This is a genomic window from Rappaport israeli (genome assembly GCF_001888055.1).
Lineage (GTDB): Bacteria > Pseudomonadota > Gammaproteobacteria > Cardiobacteriales > Cardiobacteriaceae > Rappaport > Rappaport israeli.
Genome location: NZ_LXHZ01000003.1, coordinates 1 through 13,063, shown reverse-complemented (window position 1 = coordinate 13,063; position 13,063 = coordinate 1). Strand labels below are relative to the sequence as shown.

At 40.5% G+C, this 13,063-nt stretch carries 24 protein-coding genes and 2 pseudogenes; all 26 read right to left on the bottom strand.

Going from position 1 to position 13,063, the window contains the following annotated elements; all coding sequences use genetic code 11:
• Positions 1 to 2 precede the first annotated feature (2 nt).
• On the bottom strand, positions 3 to 959 hold the full coding sequence (locus A5N84_RS00250; protein ID WP_072280817.1) for a DNA-directed RNA polymerase subunit alpha: 957 nt from the start codon (positions 957 to 959) through the stop codon (positions 3 to 5).
• Between the two features lie 40 nt (positions 960 to 999).
• A complete protein-coding gene (gene rpsD, locus A5N84_RS00245) occupies positions 1,000 to 1,620 on the bottom strand; it encodes a 30S ribosomal protein S4 (RefSeq protein WP_072280816.1) in 621 nt (206 codons plus the stop codon).
• Between the two features lie 16 nt (positions 1,621 to 1,636).
• Positions 1,637 to 2,035, bottom strand: coding sequence for a 30S ribosomal protein S11 (rpsK, locus tag A5N84_RS00240; RefSeq protein ID WP_072280815.1), 399 nt, complete (start codon positions 2,033 to 2,035; stop codon positions 1,637 to 1,639).
• 15 nt (positions 2,036 to 2,050) lie between these two features.
• A complete protein-coding gene (rpsM, locus tag A5N84_RS00235) occupies positions 2,051 to 2,407 on the bottom strand; it encodes a 30S ribosomal protein S13 (protein ID WP_072280814.1) in 357 nt (118 codons plus the stop codon).
• A 180-nt stretch (positions 2,408 to 2,587) separates the two neighbouring features.
• Positions 2,588 to 3,909 (bottom strand): annotated as a pseudogene (secY, locus tag A5N84_RS00230) (preprotein translocase subunit SecY).
• An 18-nt stretch (positions 3,910 to 3,927) separates the two neighbouring features.
• Positions 3,928 to 4,365: a 50S ribosomal protein L15 gene (rplO, locus tag A5N84_RS00225; protein ID WP_072280813.1), complete on the bottom strand. Its 438-nt coding sequence runs from the start codon at positions 4,363 to 4,365 to the stop codon at positions 3,928 to 3,930.
• Positions 4,365 to 4,550, bottom strand: a complete 186-nt coding sequence (gene rpmD, locus A5N84_RS00220; protein WP_233119768.1) for a 50S ribosomal protein L30 — start codon at positions 4,548 to 4,550, stop codon at positions 4,365 to 4,367. Before rpmD ends, rplO begins: the two co-directional genes overlap by 1 nt.
• Positions 4,540 to 5,055, bottom strand: a complete 516-nt coding sequence (gene rpsE, locus A5N84_RS00215) for a 30S ribosomal protein S5 (RefSeq protein WP_072280812.1) — start codon at positions 5,053 to 5,055, stop codon at positions 4,540 to 4,542. Before rpsE ends, rpmD begins: the two co-directional genes overlap by 11 nt.
• A gap of 9 nt (positions 5,056 to 5,064) precedes the next feature.
• Positions 5,065 to 5,422, bottom strand: a pseudogene (gene rplR, locus A5N84_RS00210) (50S ribosomal protein L18).
• 12 nt (positions 5,423 to 5,434) lie between these two features.
• Complete coding sequence (gene rplF / locus A5N84_RS00205) at positions 5,435 to 5,968, bottom strand: 50S ribosomal protein L6 (RefSeq protein ID WP_072280811.1); 534 nt, start codon at positions 5,966 to 5,968, stop codon at positions 5,435 to 5,437.
• A gap of 9 nt (positions 5,969 to 5,977) precedes the next feature.
• A complete protein-coding gene (gene rpsH, locus A5N84_RS00200) occupies positions 5,978 to 6,367 on the bottom strand; it encodes a 30S ribosomal protein S8 (protein ID WP_408633823.1) in 390 nt (129 codons plus the stop codon).
• A gap of 93 nt (positions 6,368 to 6,460) precedes the next feature.
• Positions 6,461 to 6,769 carry a 30S ribosomal protein S14 gene (gene rpsN, locus A5N84_RS00195; protein ID WP_072280810.1) on the bottom strand — a complete coding sequence of 103 codons (309 nt, stop codon included), beginning with the start codon at positions 6,767 to 6,769 and terminating at the stop codon, positions 6,461 to 6,463.
• Positions 6,770 to 6,778: 9 nt separating this feature from the next.
• A complete protein-coding gene (rplE, locus tag A5N84_RS00190; RefSeq protein WP_072280809.1) occupies positions 6,779 to 7,318 on the bottom strand; it encodes a 50S ribosomal protein L5 in 540 nt (179 codons plus the stop codon).
• A 10-nt stretch (positions 7,319 to 7,328) separates the two neighbouring features.
• Positions 7,329 to 7,643 (bottom strand): 50S ribosomal protein L24, encoded by a 315-nt coding sequence (gene rplX, locus A5N84_RS00185; protein WP_072280808.1) that lies wholly within the window; start codon positions 7,641 to 7,643, stop codon positions 7,329 to 7,331.
• 10 nt (positions 7,644 to 7,653) lie between these two features.
• Complete coding sequence (gene rplN / locus A5N84_RS00180; RefSeq protein ID WP_072280807.1) at positions 7,654 to 8,022, bottom strand: 50S ribosomal protein L14; 369 nt, start codon at positions 8,020 to 8,022, stop codon at positions 7,654 to 7,656.
• Positions 8,023 to 8,032: 10 nt separating this feature from the next.
• Positions 8,033 to 8,296 (bottom strand): 30S ribosomal protein S17, encoded by a 264-nt coding sequence (gene rpsQ / locus A5N84_RS00175; protein ID WP_072280806.1) that lies wholly within the window; start codon positions 8,294 to 8,296, stop codon positions 8,033 to 8,035.
• Between the two features lie 3 nt (positions 8,297 to 8,299).
• Complete coding sequence (gene rpmC / locus A5N84_RS00170) at positions 8,300 to 8,494, bottom strand: 50S ribosomal protein L29 (protein ID WP_072280805.1); 195 nt, start codon at positions 8,492 to 8,494, stop codon at positions 8,300 to 8,302.
• Entirely contained in the window at positions 8,494 to 8,907 is a 414-nt protein-coding gene (rplP, locus tag A5N84_RS00165; RefSeq protein WP_072280804.1) for a 50S ribosomal protein L16, read from the bottom strand. The genes rpmC and rplP overlap by 1 nt, the downstream gene beginning before the upstream one ends.
• 9 nt (positions 8,908 to 8,916) lie before the next feature.
• Entirely contained in the window at positions 8,917 to 9,627 is a 711-nt protein-coding gene (gene rpsC / locus A5N84_RS00160) for a 30S ribosomal protein S3 (protein WP_072280803.1), read from the bottom strand.
• Positions 9,628 to 9,639: 12 nt separating this feature from the next.
• Positions 9,640 to 9,972, bottom strand: coding sequence for a 50S ribosomal protein L22 (gene rplV, locus A5N84_RS00155; RefSeq protein WP_072280802.1), 333 nt, complete (start codon positions 9,970 to 9,972; stop codon positions 9,640 to 9,642).
• 9 nt (positions 9,973 to 9,981) lie between these two features.
• The gene (gene rpsS / locus A5N84_RS00150; RefSeq protein ID WP_072280801.1) at positions 9,982 to 10,254 is read right to left on the bottom strand and encodes a 30S ribosomal protein S19; all 273 of its coding nucleotides are present in this window, start codon (positions 10,252 to 10,254) and stop codon (positions 9,982 to 9,984) included.
• Between the two features lie 3 nt (positions 10,255 to 10,257).
• Positions 10,258 to 11,091 (bottom strand): 50S ribosomal protein L2, encoded by an 834-nt coding sequence (rplB, locus tag A5N84_RS00145; protein WP_072280800.1) that lies wholly within the window; start codon positions 11,089 to 11,091, stop codon positions 10,258 to 10,260.
• A 9-nt stretch (positions 11,092 to 11,100) separates the two neighbouring features.
• Complete coding sequence (gene rplW, locus A5N84_RS00140) at positions 11,101 to 11,400, bottom strand: 50S ribosomal protein L23 (protein ID WP_143324756.1); 300 nt, start codon at positions 11,398 to 11,400, stop codon at positions 11,101 to 11,103.
• Positions 11,397 to 12,005, bottom strand: a complete 609-nt coding sequence (rplD, locus tag A5N84_RS00135; protein WP_072280799.1) for a 50S ribosomal protein L4 — start codon at positions 12,003 to 12,005, stop codon at positions 11,397 to 11,399. Before rplD ends, rplW begins: the two co-directional genes overlap by 4 nt.
• 13 nt (positions 12,006 to 12,018) lie before the next feature.
• Positions 12,019 to 12,657: a 50S ribosomal protein L3 gene (rplC, locus tag A5N84_RS00130; protein ID WP_072280798.1), complete on the bottom strand. Its 639-nt coding sequence runs from the start codon at positions 12,655 to 12,657 to the stop codon at positions 12,019 to 12,021.
• 84 nt (positions 12,658 to 12,741) lie between these two features.
• Positions 12,742 to 13,053: a 30S ribosomal protein S10 gene (rpsJ, locus tag A5N84_RS00125; RefSeq protein ID WP_072280883.1), complete on the bottom strand. Its 312-nt coding sequence runs from the start codon at positions 13,051 to 13,053 to the stop codon at positions 12,742 to 12,744.
• Positions 13,054 to 13,063 lie beyond the last annotated feature (10 nt).

Here is a 13,063-nt window from a genome sequence, read left to right as displayed (position 1 = left end):
GCTTAATTTTGTGGCCAGTTATCAATATCCATACCCAGTTCTAAACCATGAGAAGCTAAAACTTCCTTAATTTCATTGAGAGATTTTTTACCTAAATTCGGAGTTTTCAGCAACTCCATCTCACTACGACGTACTAAATCACCAATGTTATTAATATTTTCAGCTTTCAAACAGTTTGCGCTTCTAACTGTTAGTTCCAAATCATCCACCGGACGTAACAATACTGGGTCAACCTCAACTACCTCTTCTTGCTCATACTCTTCATCAGTTGACTCAAGATTAACAAAAACAGAAATTTGTTGATGCAAAATAGTTGCCGCTTGGCGGATTGCTTGCTCAGGACTAATTGTACCGTTAGACTCAATATCGATAATCAACTTATCTAAGTCTGTACGCTGTTCAACACGAGCCGACTCAACGCGATAGGCAATACGCTTAATTGGTGAGAAAGAAGCATCCAATCTCAATACACCCGGAGAAACAGACTCTACAGTCTCAGCATTAACTACTCGATAACCACGATTTTTCTCCACAACGACACGCATGCGAAAACTTACATCCTGTGTTAAGTGCGCAATAATATGCTCAGGATTAGCAATCTCAATATTAGAAGGTGCATTAAAATCACCTGCCTTAACTTCACCTGCTTTATTAGCAGATAAATGCATTTCAGCACGCTCACCTTCATGAATGATTAAAGAAAGCCCTTTAAGATTTAACATTACGTCCACCACGTCTTCACGAACGCCTTCAATCGCAGAGTATTCATGGTCAACACCATCAATCTCACATTCAATTACCGCTGCACCTTCTAATGAAGACAGCAAGACACGACGTAGCGCTGTTCCTAATGTATAACCAAATCCACGCTCAAGAGGTTCCAAAGTCACACGCGACGTGTTAGGAGCAAGTTCCTTTATTTGCACAATACGCGGTGTTAAAAGTTCTGATAAAGCCATTTTAAACGCCCTCTATAAATAAATAAATTCAAGACTGACGTTATTTCGAGTAAAGCTCAACAACAAGTGACTCGTTAATATCAGCTGATAAATCAATTCGCTCAGGAACACGTTTAAACTGACCTGTCATCTTACTTGTATCTACTTCAACCCACTCAACAAATCCACGTTGAGAAGCAATTTCTAGCGCACTTTGAATACGCAATTGCTTACGAGATTTTTCACGAACAGCAACAACGTCCTCAGCTTTCACCTGATAAGAAGCAATATTTACACGCTGACCATTTACCTCAATCGCACCATGAGAAACCAACTGTCGCGCTTCTGCACGTGTTGCACCATAGCCCATACGATAAACCACATTATCTAAACGTTGCTCTAACAACTTCAACAAATTTTCACCTGTAGAACCTTTTTGAGAAGCCGCTTTTTTATAATAGTTGCGAAACTGACGCTCTAATACGCCATAAATACGCTTTAACTTTTGTTTTTCACGCAGCTGACCGCCGTAGTCTGATAAACGACCTCGACGCGCACCATGCTGACCAGGTGCTGCATTTAAATTGCATTTTGATTCTAATGGGCGCACCCCTGATTTTAATTCAAGGTCTACCCCTTCACGACGACTTAAGCGACACTTAGGTCCAATATATCTAGCCATTCTCTACTCCGAATAATTATACGCGACGCTTTTTAGGTGGACGACAACCATTGTGTGGCACAGGAGTTACATCTGTAATACTATGAATGTTAAAACCATTTGCATTCAAAGCACGTACAGCAGACTCACGTCCTGGACCAGGTCCTTTGATATTCACGTCAAGGTTTTGCACACCATATTCTTTGGCTGCATTCCCTGCACGTTCTGCTGCCACCTGTGCAGCGAACGGAGTACTTTTTCTTGAACCGCGAAAACCAGACCCACCGGCAGTTGCCCATGAAAGCGTGTTACCCTGACCATCAGTAATGGTCACGATTGTGTTATTAAATGATGCGTGGACGTGCGCAACGGCGTCCACCACTACACGCTTTGCTTTCTTTTTAACATTTTTTTGTTTACCAGCAGCCTTAGCCATAACTTACTCTCTTAATTAACGTTTAATTGGACGACGCGGACCTTTACGGGTGCGCGCATTAGTTTTAGTGCGTTGACCACGAACTGGCAAAGAGCGACGATGGCGTAATCCACGATAACAACCCAAATCCATCAAACGTTTGATGTCCATCGAAACTTTTCGACGTAAATCGCCTTCTACCTGATACTCGCCTACTACCTGACGCAAAGCTTCAACTTCTGCATCACTTAGGTCACGAACTTTTTTATCGGGTTCTACGTTTGCTGCTGCAACAATGTCACGAGCACGAGCAGAACCAATACCATAAATTGAGGTTAACGCAACCACGACATGTTTATTCGTAGGTACATTAATACCAGCAATACGAGCCATAAATACTCCTAAAAATAAAGGTTCGAAATTCTATAGATAAATCAACTTACTGTCAACGCCTACAAGACGTTGTTTGTGACATATGCCACTGCAAAAACAAGCATACCACAATAAGGGATAACTTAGAGTTTGCTGCACATTTTTTACAGATGTGCTAACTTTTTATACTTCTTGAAATAATCAACGGTGGTATTGTCCGCCAAAACCAGAAATATTTGCTTTTTTCATAAGTGAGTCATATTTTTTGACATCAAATGAGACTGCACTTGTGAGACAAAATCCATTGCAACGACCACAGCAATTAATAAAGAAGTTCCACCAAACAAAAATAATACATGAGAGGATGCTGAGCCTATATTCATGATAGATGGGAGAACACAAACAAATGCTACATAAAAAGCACCTACCAAAGTTAAGCATTCTTGTACCATATCCAAATACTGTGCTGTTTGTTTCCCTGGTCTATGTCCTTGAATAAAAGCATTTGATTTTTTCAAGTTATCTGCCAATTCTCTATTTTCAAACATCATAGCTGTATAGAAAAAAGAGAACAGAATAATCAGCAATGAAAATGTAGCAATATACAACCAACTGCCTTGTGCAAAACCAGCAGCAATATCAGAAATATATCTACCAACAGAACCACTTAAGTTATTTCCTAACGACAACGCAGAAACTAACAATGTAATGATTGCAGAAGCAAAAATTGCTGGAATAACACCCGCCATATTAATTTTTAATGGCAAATGTGAGCGCTCACCAATCCCTTGCTGCATACCATGTCTTTTAGCATAATGAATTTTTATTTGTCTTTGCGCACGTTCAACTGTCACAATCAAAGCAAATAAACCGATAATTATAGCAAGAGTCATAAAAAATCGGCCAAAACTAATATCACCAACTTTTGCCTGTTCAATCAAGTTTGCAATACCTGCAGGCATATTTACTGCAATTCCTGCAAAGATCAGCATGGAAATACCATTTCCAATCCCACGCTCAGTGATCTGTTCACCCAACCACATCATAAACAATGCACCAGAGGCGAGACCAATAGTAGCTGTCACTAAGAATGCTGGTCCTGAAATTAAAGTCATCCCCTGTGCTTCGACAGTCCTTGATATGGCAAATCCCTGAATAAGTGCAAGCAGCAAAGTAAAATAACGCGTATATTGGCTAATCTTTTTCTGCCCACTGCTACCTTGTTGGCGCAATTCTTTTAAAGGAGGATACATATGCGACATTAACTGCATCACAATAGACGCAGAAATATAAGGCGCAACACCTAAAGCCAACAAAGAAGCATTACTTAAAGCTCCTCCTGAGAACATATTAAAAAGCTGAAAAATAGATCCTTCTCCACTTTCGAATAATTCTCTAATTCTTGCTAAATCCACACCAGGCACTGGAATATGTGCACCAACTCTATAAATAATCAATGCAAAAACCAAATACCATAAGCGCGAAGTTAGTTCCTTATAAGGATTGATTGCAGGTTTTGCCATATTAAAATAACCCTTATATTACTCAGATATTGAACCGCCAGCACCTTCAATGGCTTCCTTAGCTCCTTTAGAAACATTGATTCCTTTTAGAGTTAAGGCATTTTCAACTTTACCACTTAAAAATACTTTTGCACCTAAGGCATGAACTGGTACTAAGCTATGGGTTTTAAGTAAAGCCAAATCAATTACAGACTCACCTGCCAATTGATTGAGTTCACTTGTTCTAACTTGTGCAATATTTCCTTTAGTGCGACTTTTAAAACCACGTTTAGGTAAGCGACGCTGCAAAGGCATTTGACCACCCTCAAAACCTACTTTGTGGTACCCGCCAGAGCGTGCCTTTTGACCCTTATGGCCTTTACCACTTGTCTTACCTAGACCCGAACCAATACCACGTCCTAGTCTTTTTGGTGATTGACGTGAACCTTCAGCAGGTGATAATTCATTTAAACGCATTAGGACACCTCTTCAACTTTCAAAAGATACGATACTTTGTTAATCATACCGCGATTTTCTGGTGTATTTTCTACAATACGCGAATGATGCATACGGCGCAAACCTAAACCCCTCACACATAGTTTATGGTTTTCTAATCGCCCAGCAGGACTTTTTATCAATGTAACTTTAAGTTTACTGGACATTTTCGAGCACCTCTTCCACAGATTTACCACGTTTCGCTGCAACATACTGAGGCGTATTCATTTTTAAAAGCCCATTGATTGTTGCTCGCACTACATTTCCTGGGTTGCGAGTTCCTTGACATTTTGCCAAAACATCTTTCACACCAAGTGCCTCAAATACAGCACGCATTGCACCACCTGCAATTACACCAGTACCATCAGATGCCGGCTGCATAAAAACTTTAGCCGCACCATGTGTTCCAATAACAGGATGTTGCAAAGTATCATTTGTCAAAGTAATTTTAACCAAACTTTTCTTTGCTTGATCCATGGCTTTTTGGATAGCAATGGGAACTTCTTTAGCTTTCCCATAACCAAAACCAATACGCCCATTGCCATCACCAACAACTGTTAAAGCTGTAAATGTAAACTGGCGACCACCTTTTACTACCTTAGTAACCCGATTTACTGTGACAAGTTTTTCAATAAACTCACTATCTTGTTGACGATCATTTTGTTGAACCATAACAACCTCTTAAAATTTCAAACCAGCTTCGCGGGCAGAATCCGCCAAAGCCTTTACACGACCATGATAACGAAAGCCATTACGATCAAACGCAATTTCCTCAATTCCTAAAGATTTTGCTTTTTCAGCAATTGCAGTACCTACTTTAGCAGCTGCCTCAATATTCCCAGTAAATTTTAAACCTTCACGGACAGATGATTCTAAAGTAGAAGCACTTGCTAATACTTTATCACCACTTTCGTCAATGATTTGGGCATACATATGTTGGTAAGTTTTATTAATAACTAAGCTTATTTTTCCCATTTTCGCGAATTTTTGCGCGCGTTCTTTTCCCACGGCGGATACGATTTACTTTCTTTTGATTCATAATCTCACCTACTTACTTCTTCTTAGCTTCTTTCATAATCACGCGCTCATTAGCATAACGCACACCCTTACCTTTGTAAGGCTCTGGGGGGCGATAAGCACGAATTTTCGCTGCAACTTCACCAATCTGCTGCTTATCAGTTCCTTTGACTAAGATTTCAGTCTGAGTTGGTGTTTCTACAGTAATTCCAGCAGGCACATTAAATACAACTGGATGAGAAAATCCTAAAGATAAATTAAGTGTTTGACCCTGAGCTTGTGCACGATATCCAACACCAATTAACTGCAATTTTTTTTCATAACCTTGGTTTACACCAAGAATCATATTATTGACTAATGAACGCATTGTCCCACACATAGCCCAATGATCAGATGTTTCTTTTACAGGCCTTAACTTTACTAAACCTTCTTCTTGAACAGCTTCAACATAGGGATGCAAGACAAGATTCAATTCACCCTTTGAACCTTTTGCAATAACCTTTTGCCCATCAATCGTAACATTCACTTCACTTGGAATTGCTACCGGGGCCTTACCTATACGTGACATAACTCCTCCTTAAGCAACGTAACAAATAATTTCGCCGCCAATACCTTTTTGACGTGCCTTTTGATCACTCATTACGCCATTTGAGGTCGAAACAATAGCAATCCCCAATCCACCTTGAACTCTAGGTAACTCATCTTTATTTTTAAAGATGCGCAATCCTGGTCTAGAGATACGTCTAATCATCTCAATAACAGGCTTGCCTTGATAATATTTTAGATGAATAGTCAACTCGGGCTTTTGCTCGTCTTTTGTCTCATAGGATAAAATATAACCTTCTTCTTTTAAAACTTCAGCAATCGCAAGCTTCTGCTTGGAGGAAGGCATCACCACTAGTGATCTTCCTATAGCTTGAGCATTACGGATACGCGTAAGCATATCTGCAACTGGATCAGATAACATAATTACTCCTTTCAGTATCAGATCTATGGGTTTTCCCACGATCCTGGAACTTAAATATCAGACTAAATTTTAGCCAAACACTTAAAAATAAAATCACCAACTGGCTTTACGTACACCAGGAACCTCACCACGCATAACAAGCTCACGCAATTTATTTCGTGACAAACCAAATTTACGGTAAACTGCATGTGGACGGCCTGTGATACGGCAGCGACGTTGAACTCGAACTGGTGAAGAATCTCTAGGAAGCTTTTGCAATTTTTCTTGTGCTTGCATACGTTCTTCTTCAGAGTATTGATCAACCTTACGTATAATTTCTTTTAATTCATGACGTTTTTCAGCATACTTTTGAACTAATTTAAGTCGCTTACTTTCACGTTCTATCATTGATACTTTTGCCATAAACTTCCCTTATCCTCTAAATGGAAAACCGAATGCTTCAAGTAATGCTTTAGCACCTTCATCATCACGAGCAGTAGTTGTGAATGTAATATCCATACCACGTATAGCATCAGTTTTTTCAAAATCAATTTCAGGGAAAATAATTTGCTCTCTCACACCAAAAGTGTAATTCCCTCTTCCATCAAAAGATTTTGGATTTAACCCACGAAAATCACGTGTGCGTGGCAACGAGATATTAATCAAACGATCTAAAAATTCGTACATCTGTGCACTGCGAAGCGTCACTTTGCAACCAATGGGCCAACCATCACGAATCTTAAAACCTGCAATAGATTTTTTAGACTTTGTAATCAACGGTTTTTGACCACTAATTAACGTTAAATCACGTACAGCATTATCCATGATTTTTTTATCATTAATCGCTTCACCTACGCCCATGTTAATAGTGATTTTTTCCAATTTAGGAACTTCCATCACATTAGACAATCCAAGCTTTTCTTTTAACGCTGGCGCCAATTCTTCACGATATTGTTTTTGTAATCTAGCCATGATTAATACCTCAGTCTATCCGTTTGCCGTCAGACTTAAATATGCGAAACCTTTTACCGTCTTCAATCTTGAATCCGACCCGATCGCCTTTACCAGACGCCGCATTATAAAGCATGACATTAGAAATATGAATGGGAGCTTCTTTACGCTGAATTCCCCCTTCAACTCCCAACTGAGGATTAGGCTTGACATGTTTAGCAACCATATTTAAGCCTTCAACAATAACCTTATCATTTAAAACCTTTAATACGACGCCGCGCTGACCTTTATTCTCAGCCTTACCAGTGATAACGATTACTTCGTCACCTTTTTGAATACGTTTCATTTTTTACTCCTTAAAGCACTTCAGGCGCTAATGAGATAATTTTCATAAATTTCTCACCACGCAACTCACGTGCAATAGGCCCAAATACACGTGTACCAATTGGCTCTAATTTTGCATTTAAAAGTACAGCAGCGTTGCTATCAAAACGCAATAGAGAGCCATCACGTCGACGAACTCCTTTTCTAGTACGCACGATTAAAGCATTATACACATCACCTTTTTTGACACGTCCTCTCGGCATAGCTTCTTTGACTGATACCTTAATAACATCACCAATACCTGCATAGCGACGATGAGAACCGCCTAATACCTTTATACATTGAACCTCACGTGCGCCACTATTATCAGCAACAGCAAGGCGGGATTGCATTTGAATCATTTAGTTCTCCTTAGCCTTTCGCACGCTCAACAATCTCTACTAAACGCCATGTTTTGGTTTTAGAGATTGGACGACTTTGATTAATTCGTACTGTATCACCTACATTACATTCATTATTTTCGTCATGAGCATGACATTTAAATGTACGTTTAATATACTTACCATAGATTGGGTGCTTTTCATGACGCGATACCGAAACCGTGATTGTTTTATCGCCCTTATTACTTACAACCAACCCTTGCAAACTACGTTGAATGGTTTGTTTTTCACTCATACTTTATACCTTCACATTTTTTTGCATCAGCAAAGTCTTGACTCTAGCGATGCCACGACGAACCTGACGAATTTGATGCGTTTGCTCAAGTTGTCCGCTTGCTTTTTGCATCTTCAATTTTAACTGAGCTTGGCGCAAAGAGATCAACTCTTCACGCAAACCATCAACATCCTTATCCTGTAATTCTTTAAGACTCATCACATCACCTTCCGTGTTTCAAATACGGTTTGTACAGGTAACTTTGCAGCAGCTAAACGAAAAGCTTCGCGCGCTAATTCTTCATTAACGCCATCCATCTCATAAAGCACCGTACCAGGCTGAACTTTTGCAACCCAATACTCAACATTACCTTTGCCTTTACCCATACGAGTTTCTAATGGTTTTTTAGTTACTGGCACATCTGGAAAAATTCTAATCCAAACTTTACCACCACGCTTAATGTGACGATTAATAGCACGACGTGCTGCTTCAATTTGCCGAGCAGTAATTCGTCCACGTGTAGTGGCTTTCAGACCAAACTCTCCAAAACTGACAGTATTGCCCGACTGTGCCAAACCACGGTTGCGACCCTTATGCTGTTTTCTGAATTTTGTTCTTTTTGGTTGTAACATAATATCACCTTAATCTTTGCGACGTACGCGAGGTTTGCGACGATTACGCTTATCATCAGGCAAATCATGAGAAGACTTATCTAGCTCAAGGCCTTCTAATTTTTCACCCACAAACACCCAAACCTTTACGCCGATAACGCCATAGGTTGTATGAGCCTCTGCAAAGCCATAATCAATATCTGCACGAAGAGTATGTAAGGGCACACGACCTTCACGATACCATTCTGTTCTTGCAATTTCTGCACCGTTTAAGCGACCAGAAATAGCAACCTTTATACCAGAAGCACCTAAGCGCATAGTTGAAGTAACCGCACGCTTCATTGCACGCCGAAACATTACGCGACGCTCTAACTGTTTTGCAATATTATCAGCAACCAAAAAAGCATCTAGTTCAGGGCGACGAATTTCTTCAATATTGATAGATGTAGGAACTCCAAGAATATTAGAGACCTCTTTTTTCAAGACCTCGATGTCCTCACCTTTTTTACCAATTACAATACCAGGACGAGCAGTAAAAATAGTAATTTGCGCACCATTTCTTGGACGTTCAATTAAAATTTTACTTACAGAAGCGTGTGCTAATTTTTTACGAATATACTCACGAACCTCGTAATCTTTTTCTAAAAAATCAGCGTAATCACCGCCCTCTGCATACCATTTAGATACCCAGTCTTTAGAAACGCCGAGGCGAAAACCAATTGGATGTATTTTTTGACCCATTATTTACTCCTCTTAACGTTCTTCAACACGAATAAAAATATTGCTAGTACGCTTTAAGATTCGCGTGCCGCGACCCTTTGCTCGTGCACGAAAACGCTTCATAGTCATGCCTTCACCTACTTGTATTTCAGCGACATGCAATTCATCAATGTCTGCGCCCTCATTTTCCTGTGCATTATGAATAGCCGAGTTAAGCAGTTTTAGAATCATCGGAGCTGCTTTCTTCGGACTAAAAGTTAAAATTTCCACTGCTTCATCTACATGCTTGCCGCGAATTTGGTCGGCAACCAGTCGCGCTTTCTGCGCTGAGATGCGTGCAGCACGTAGTTTTGCTGTTGCTTGCATCATTAACTCCTATCGACCTTTTTTATCTGCGGCATGACCACGATAGTTTCGGGTCGGCGCAAATTCACCTAATTTATGTCCAATCATATCTTCACTAACCAAGACTGGTACGTGCTGCTTGCCATTGTGCACAGCGATAGTCAAACCAATCATATCAGGAATAATCATTGAACGACGAGACCACGTTTTAATGGGTTTTTTGCTTTTATTAGCAATTGCATCATCAACTTTTTTTGCTAAGTGCAAATCGATAAAATAACCTTTTTTTAATGAACGTGCCATGGTTTAACCTCTCTTATTACGACGACGTGACACGATAAGCTTGTCCGTGCGCTTATTCTTACGGGTTTTCTTGCCCTTTGTAGGCTGTCCCCATGGACTAACTGGGTGACGACCACCAGAAGTACGTCCTTCACCACCACCATGTGGGTGATCCACTGGGTTCATTACCACACCACGAACAGTAGGACGAACCCCACGCCATCTCGTAGCGCCTGCTTTTCCTAATTTACGTAGGCTATGCTCATGATTAGAAACCTCACCTAAAACAGCCCTACAATCCGCCAAAATACGACGCCGTTCACCTGAGCGTAATGCGATTGTTACGTACTTACCCTCACGCGCAACAACACGCACAGAAGCGCCAGCACTTCGTGCCAATTGTGCACCTTTACCTGGTTTCATTTCGACACAGTGCACAAGTGACCCAACAGGAATGTTGCGCAAAGGTAAACAATTACCACGTTTAATTCCAGCATCATCTCCGTTTTTGATGACATCACCAGCTGTCATATTGCGAGGCGCGATAATATACCGGCGTTCACCATCTTTATAACGAACCAATGCAATGTAAGCAGTTCGGTTTGGATCATATTCTAAGCGCTCCACAACCGCATCAATTCCATCTTTTTGACGTTTGAAATCAATAATACGATATTTATGTGCATGGCCACCACCACGATGCCGTACTGTAATACGCCCAGCACTATTGCGACCACTTCCACGAGTTTGCTTTTCCAATAATGGTGCGTAAGGCTGTCCCTTATGCAACTCTGGTCTAGTGACATTTACTACAAAACGACGACCAGCCGAAGTAGGTTTAGATTTAATTATAGCCATTTCTACTCCTTACGCTTGATCAGCCATTAATGCTTCCATGTCAGTCGCCTTATCAAGGCTAACATAAGCCTTTTTATAATCTTTACGACGCCCAATACGTGCACCAAACCGCTTAGACTTGCCCTTAACTAACACTGTATTAACTGCTGTTACTTTTACTTCCAACAGCTCCTCTACAGCTTCCTTAATTTCATTTTTCCCCGCATGTCGATCCACTTTGAAAACCAACTGCTTAGATTCAGTTGCTAACGAAGACTTCTCGGTAACATGCGGTCCTCGAATCACCTGTAAGATACGTTCTTGTTTCATGATAACCACTCGTTAATTTTTTCAATAGCAGCTTTATCCATAACCACTTTCTTATGGCGTAGCAATAAAACAGGATCAACTGCCTTCACATCTACCGCTGTAACTAACGGTATATTACGGGATGCCAAAAAGACATTATCTTCCATAGATTCTGTGACCAACAAGACATCATTACCAAAATCTTTCTCTTTAGAAACTTTCAAGAAATCTTTAGTCTTTGGAGCTTTTATGCCAAAGGAATCTATAATAATTAAACGCTCTTGACGCATCAATTCTGAAAGAATACTGCGCATTGCTGCACGATACATCTTGCGATTAACTTTTTTACTAAAATCTCTAGGTTTAGCTGCAAATGTTACACCGCCCCCTCTCCAAATAGGAGAGCGAATAGTTCCCGCTCTTGCACGGCCTGTTCCTTTTTGACGCCAAGGTTTAGCACCCCCGCCAGAAACCTCTGAACGTGTCTTTTGAGCTTTTGTTCCAGCACGAGCACCTGCCAAAATAGCAACAACCACTTGATGAACCAAAGCCTCATTATAAGCAGCAGAAAATACGTTTTCCTCAACTGAAACCGCTTCGGATGTATCTTTTATTTGAATATCCATAATACAATACCTCCTAAGCTTTAATTGATGGACGAATAACAACATAGCCACCCTTAGAGCCAGGGACAGCACCTTTTATGAGCAACAAATTACGCTCACTATCTACTCGAGCAATTTGGAGATTTTGCGTACTACGCATTTTATTTCCCATCTGCCCAGACATTTTTTTTCCTTTAAATACACGCCCTGGTGTTTGGTTTTGACCAATTGAACCCGGAACACGATGGGATAACGAATTACCATGCGTTTGTCTTTGGCCTCTGAAATTGTGACGCTTTATTGTGCCTGCAAACCCTTTACCAACACTACGCCCTCTAACATCAACCTTTTGACCTTCTTCAAAAAGAGCCACATTAATAGTATTGCCAACTGAATAGCTTGACAATTCTTCATCAGCAACACGAAACTCTTTAGTTACCACACCAACTTGAACGTTCGCTTTAGCAAAATGTCCAGCCACAGCTTTAGTTGTGCGATTGGCTTTACGCTCGCCAACAGACAACTGAACAGCGCTGTAACCATCTTTTTCTTGCGTTTTGATTTGTGAAACCACATTTGGCTTTACCTCGATAACGGTAACTGCCGAAGCACTTCCATCCTCATGAAAAATTCGGGTCATTCCGATTTTTTGACCCACTAAGCCCATTGTCATATAGATTCCTCACTAACATAAAAAGGCGAGAGGAGGGCGGGTAACCCTCTTCGCCTAGAATTTACCTTCTAAAGGGCGCTGATTTTACTGCAATTCAATCTTAACGTCAACTCCAGCTGCCAAATCTAACTTCATTAACGCATCAACTGTCTTGTCAGTAGGATCAACAATATCCATAATGCGTTTATGTGTGCGTAGCTCATACTGATCACGAGCATCTTTATTGACATGCGGTGAAATTAGTATGGTATAAATCTCTTTTTTCACAGGCAAAGGAATAGGACCCTTCACCTGTGCGCCAGCACGTTTAGCTGTTTCAACAATCTGTTTAGCAGAGTTATCGATTAATCGATGATCATAAGATTTTAAGCGAATACGAATTTTTTGAGTAGCCATAATACTCCCG

Excerpts from the sequence above, each read along its gene's own strand:
- A5N84_RS00250 (WP_072280817.1), bottom strand. The coding sequence starts at position 959 with ATGGCTTTATCAGAACTTTTAACACCGCGTATTGTGCAAATAAAGGAA.
- rpsD (WP_072280816.1), bottom strand. The coding sequence starts at position 1,620 with ATGGCTAGATATATTGGACCTAAGTGTCGCTTAAGTCGTCGTGAAGGG.
- rpsK (WP_072280815.1), bottom strand. The coding sequence starts at position 2,035 with ATGGCTAAGGCTGCTGGTAAACAAAAAAATGTTAAAAAGAAAGCAAAG.
- rpsM (WP_072280814.1), bottom strand. The coding sequence starts at position 2,407 with ATGGCTCGTATTGCTGGTATTAATGTACCTACGAATAAACATGTCGTG.
- rplO (WP_072280813.1), bottom strand. The coding sequence starts at position 4,365 with ATGCGTTTAAATGAATTATCACCTGCTGAAGGTTCACGTCAATCACCA.
- rpmD (WP_233119768.1), bottom strand. The coding sequence starts at position 4,550 with ATGTCCAGTAAACTTAAAGTTACATTGATAAAAAGTCCTGCTGGGCGA.
- rpsE (WP_072280812.1), bottom strand. The coding sequence starts at position 5,055 with ATGGTTCAACAAAATGATCGTCAACAAGATAGTGAGTTTATTGAAAAA.
- rplF (WP_072280811.1), bottom strand. The coding sequence starts at position 5,968 with ATGTCACGTATAGGTAAGGCCCCGGTAGCAATTCCAAGTGAAGTGAAT.
- rpsH (WP_408633823.1), bottom strand. The coding sequence starts at position 6,367 with ATGTTATCTGATCCAGTTGCAGATATGCTTACGCGTATCCGTAATGCT.
- rpsN (WP_072280810.1), bottom strand. The coding sequence starts at position 6,769 with ATGGCAAAAGTATCAATGATAGAACGTGAAAGTAAGCGACTTAAATTA.
- rplE (WP_072280809.1), bottom strand. The coding sequence starts at position 7,318 with ATGGCTAGATTACAAAAACAATATCGTGAAGAATTGGCGCCAGCGTTA.
- rplX (WP_072280808.1), bottom strand. The coding sequence starts at position 7,643 with ATGAAACGTATTCAAAAAGGTGACGAAGTAATCGTTATCACTGGTAAG.
- rplN (WP_072280807.1), bottom strand. The coding sequence starts at position 8,022 with ATGATTCAAATGCAATCCCGCCTTGCTGTTGCTGATAATAGTGGCGCA.
- rpsQ (WP_072280806.1), bottom strand. The coding sequence starts at position 8,296 with ATGAGTGAAAAACAAACCATTCAACGTAGTTTGCAAGGGTTGGTTGTA.
- rpmC (WP_072280805.1), bottom strand. The coding sequence starts at position 8,494 with ATGAGTCTTAAAGAATTACAGGATAAGGATGTTGATGGTTTGCGTGAA.
- rplP (WP_072280804.1), bottom strand. The coding sequence starts at position 8,907 with ATGTTACAACCAAAAAGAACAAAATTCAGAAAACAGCATAAGGGTCGC.
- rpsC (WP_072280803.1), bottom strand. The coding sequence starts at position 9,627 with ATGGGTCAAAAAATACATCCAATTGGTTTTCGCCTCGGCGTTTCTAAA.
- rplV (WP_072280802.1), bottom strand. The coding sequence starts at position 9,972 with ATGCAAGCAACAGCAAAACTACGTGCTGCACGCATCTCAGCGCAGAAA.
- rpsS (WP_072280801.1), bottom strand. The coding sequence starts at position 10,254 with ATGGCACGTTCATTAAAAAAAGGTTATTTTATCGATTTGCACTTAGCA.
- rplB (WP_072280800.1), bottom strand. The coding sequence starts at position 11,091 with ATGGCTATAATTAAATCTAAACCTACTTCGGCTGGTCGTCGTTTTGTA.
- rplW (WP_143324756.1), bottom strand. The coding sequence starts at position 11,400 with ATGAAACAAGAACGTATCTTACAGGTGATTCGAGGACCGCATGTTACC.
- rplD (WP_072280799.1), bottom strand. The coding sequence starts at position 12,005 with ATGGATATTCAAATAAAAGATACATCCGAAGCGGTTTCAGTTGAGGAA.
- rplC (WP_072280798.1), bottom strand. The coding sequence starts at position 12,657 with ATGACAATGGGCTTAGTGGGTCAAAAAATCGGAATGACCCGAATTTTT.
- rpsJ (WP_072280883.1), bottom strand. The coding sequence starts at position 13,053 with ATGGCTACTCAAAAAATTCGTATTCGCTTAAAATCTTATGATCATCGA.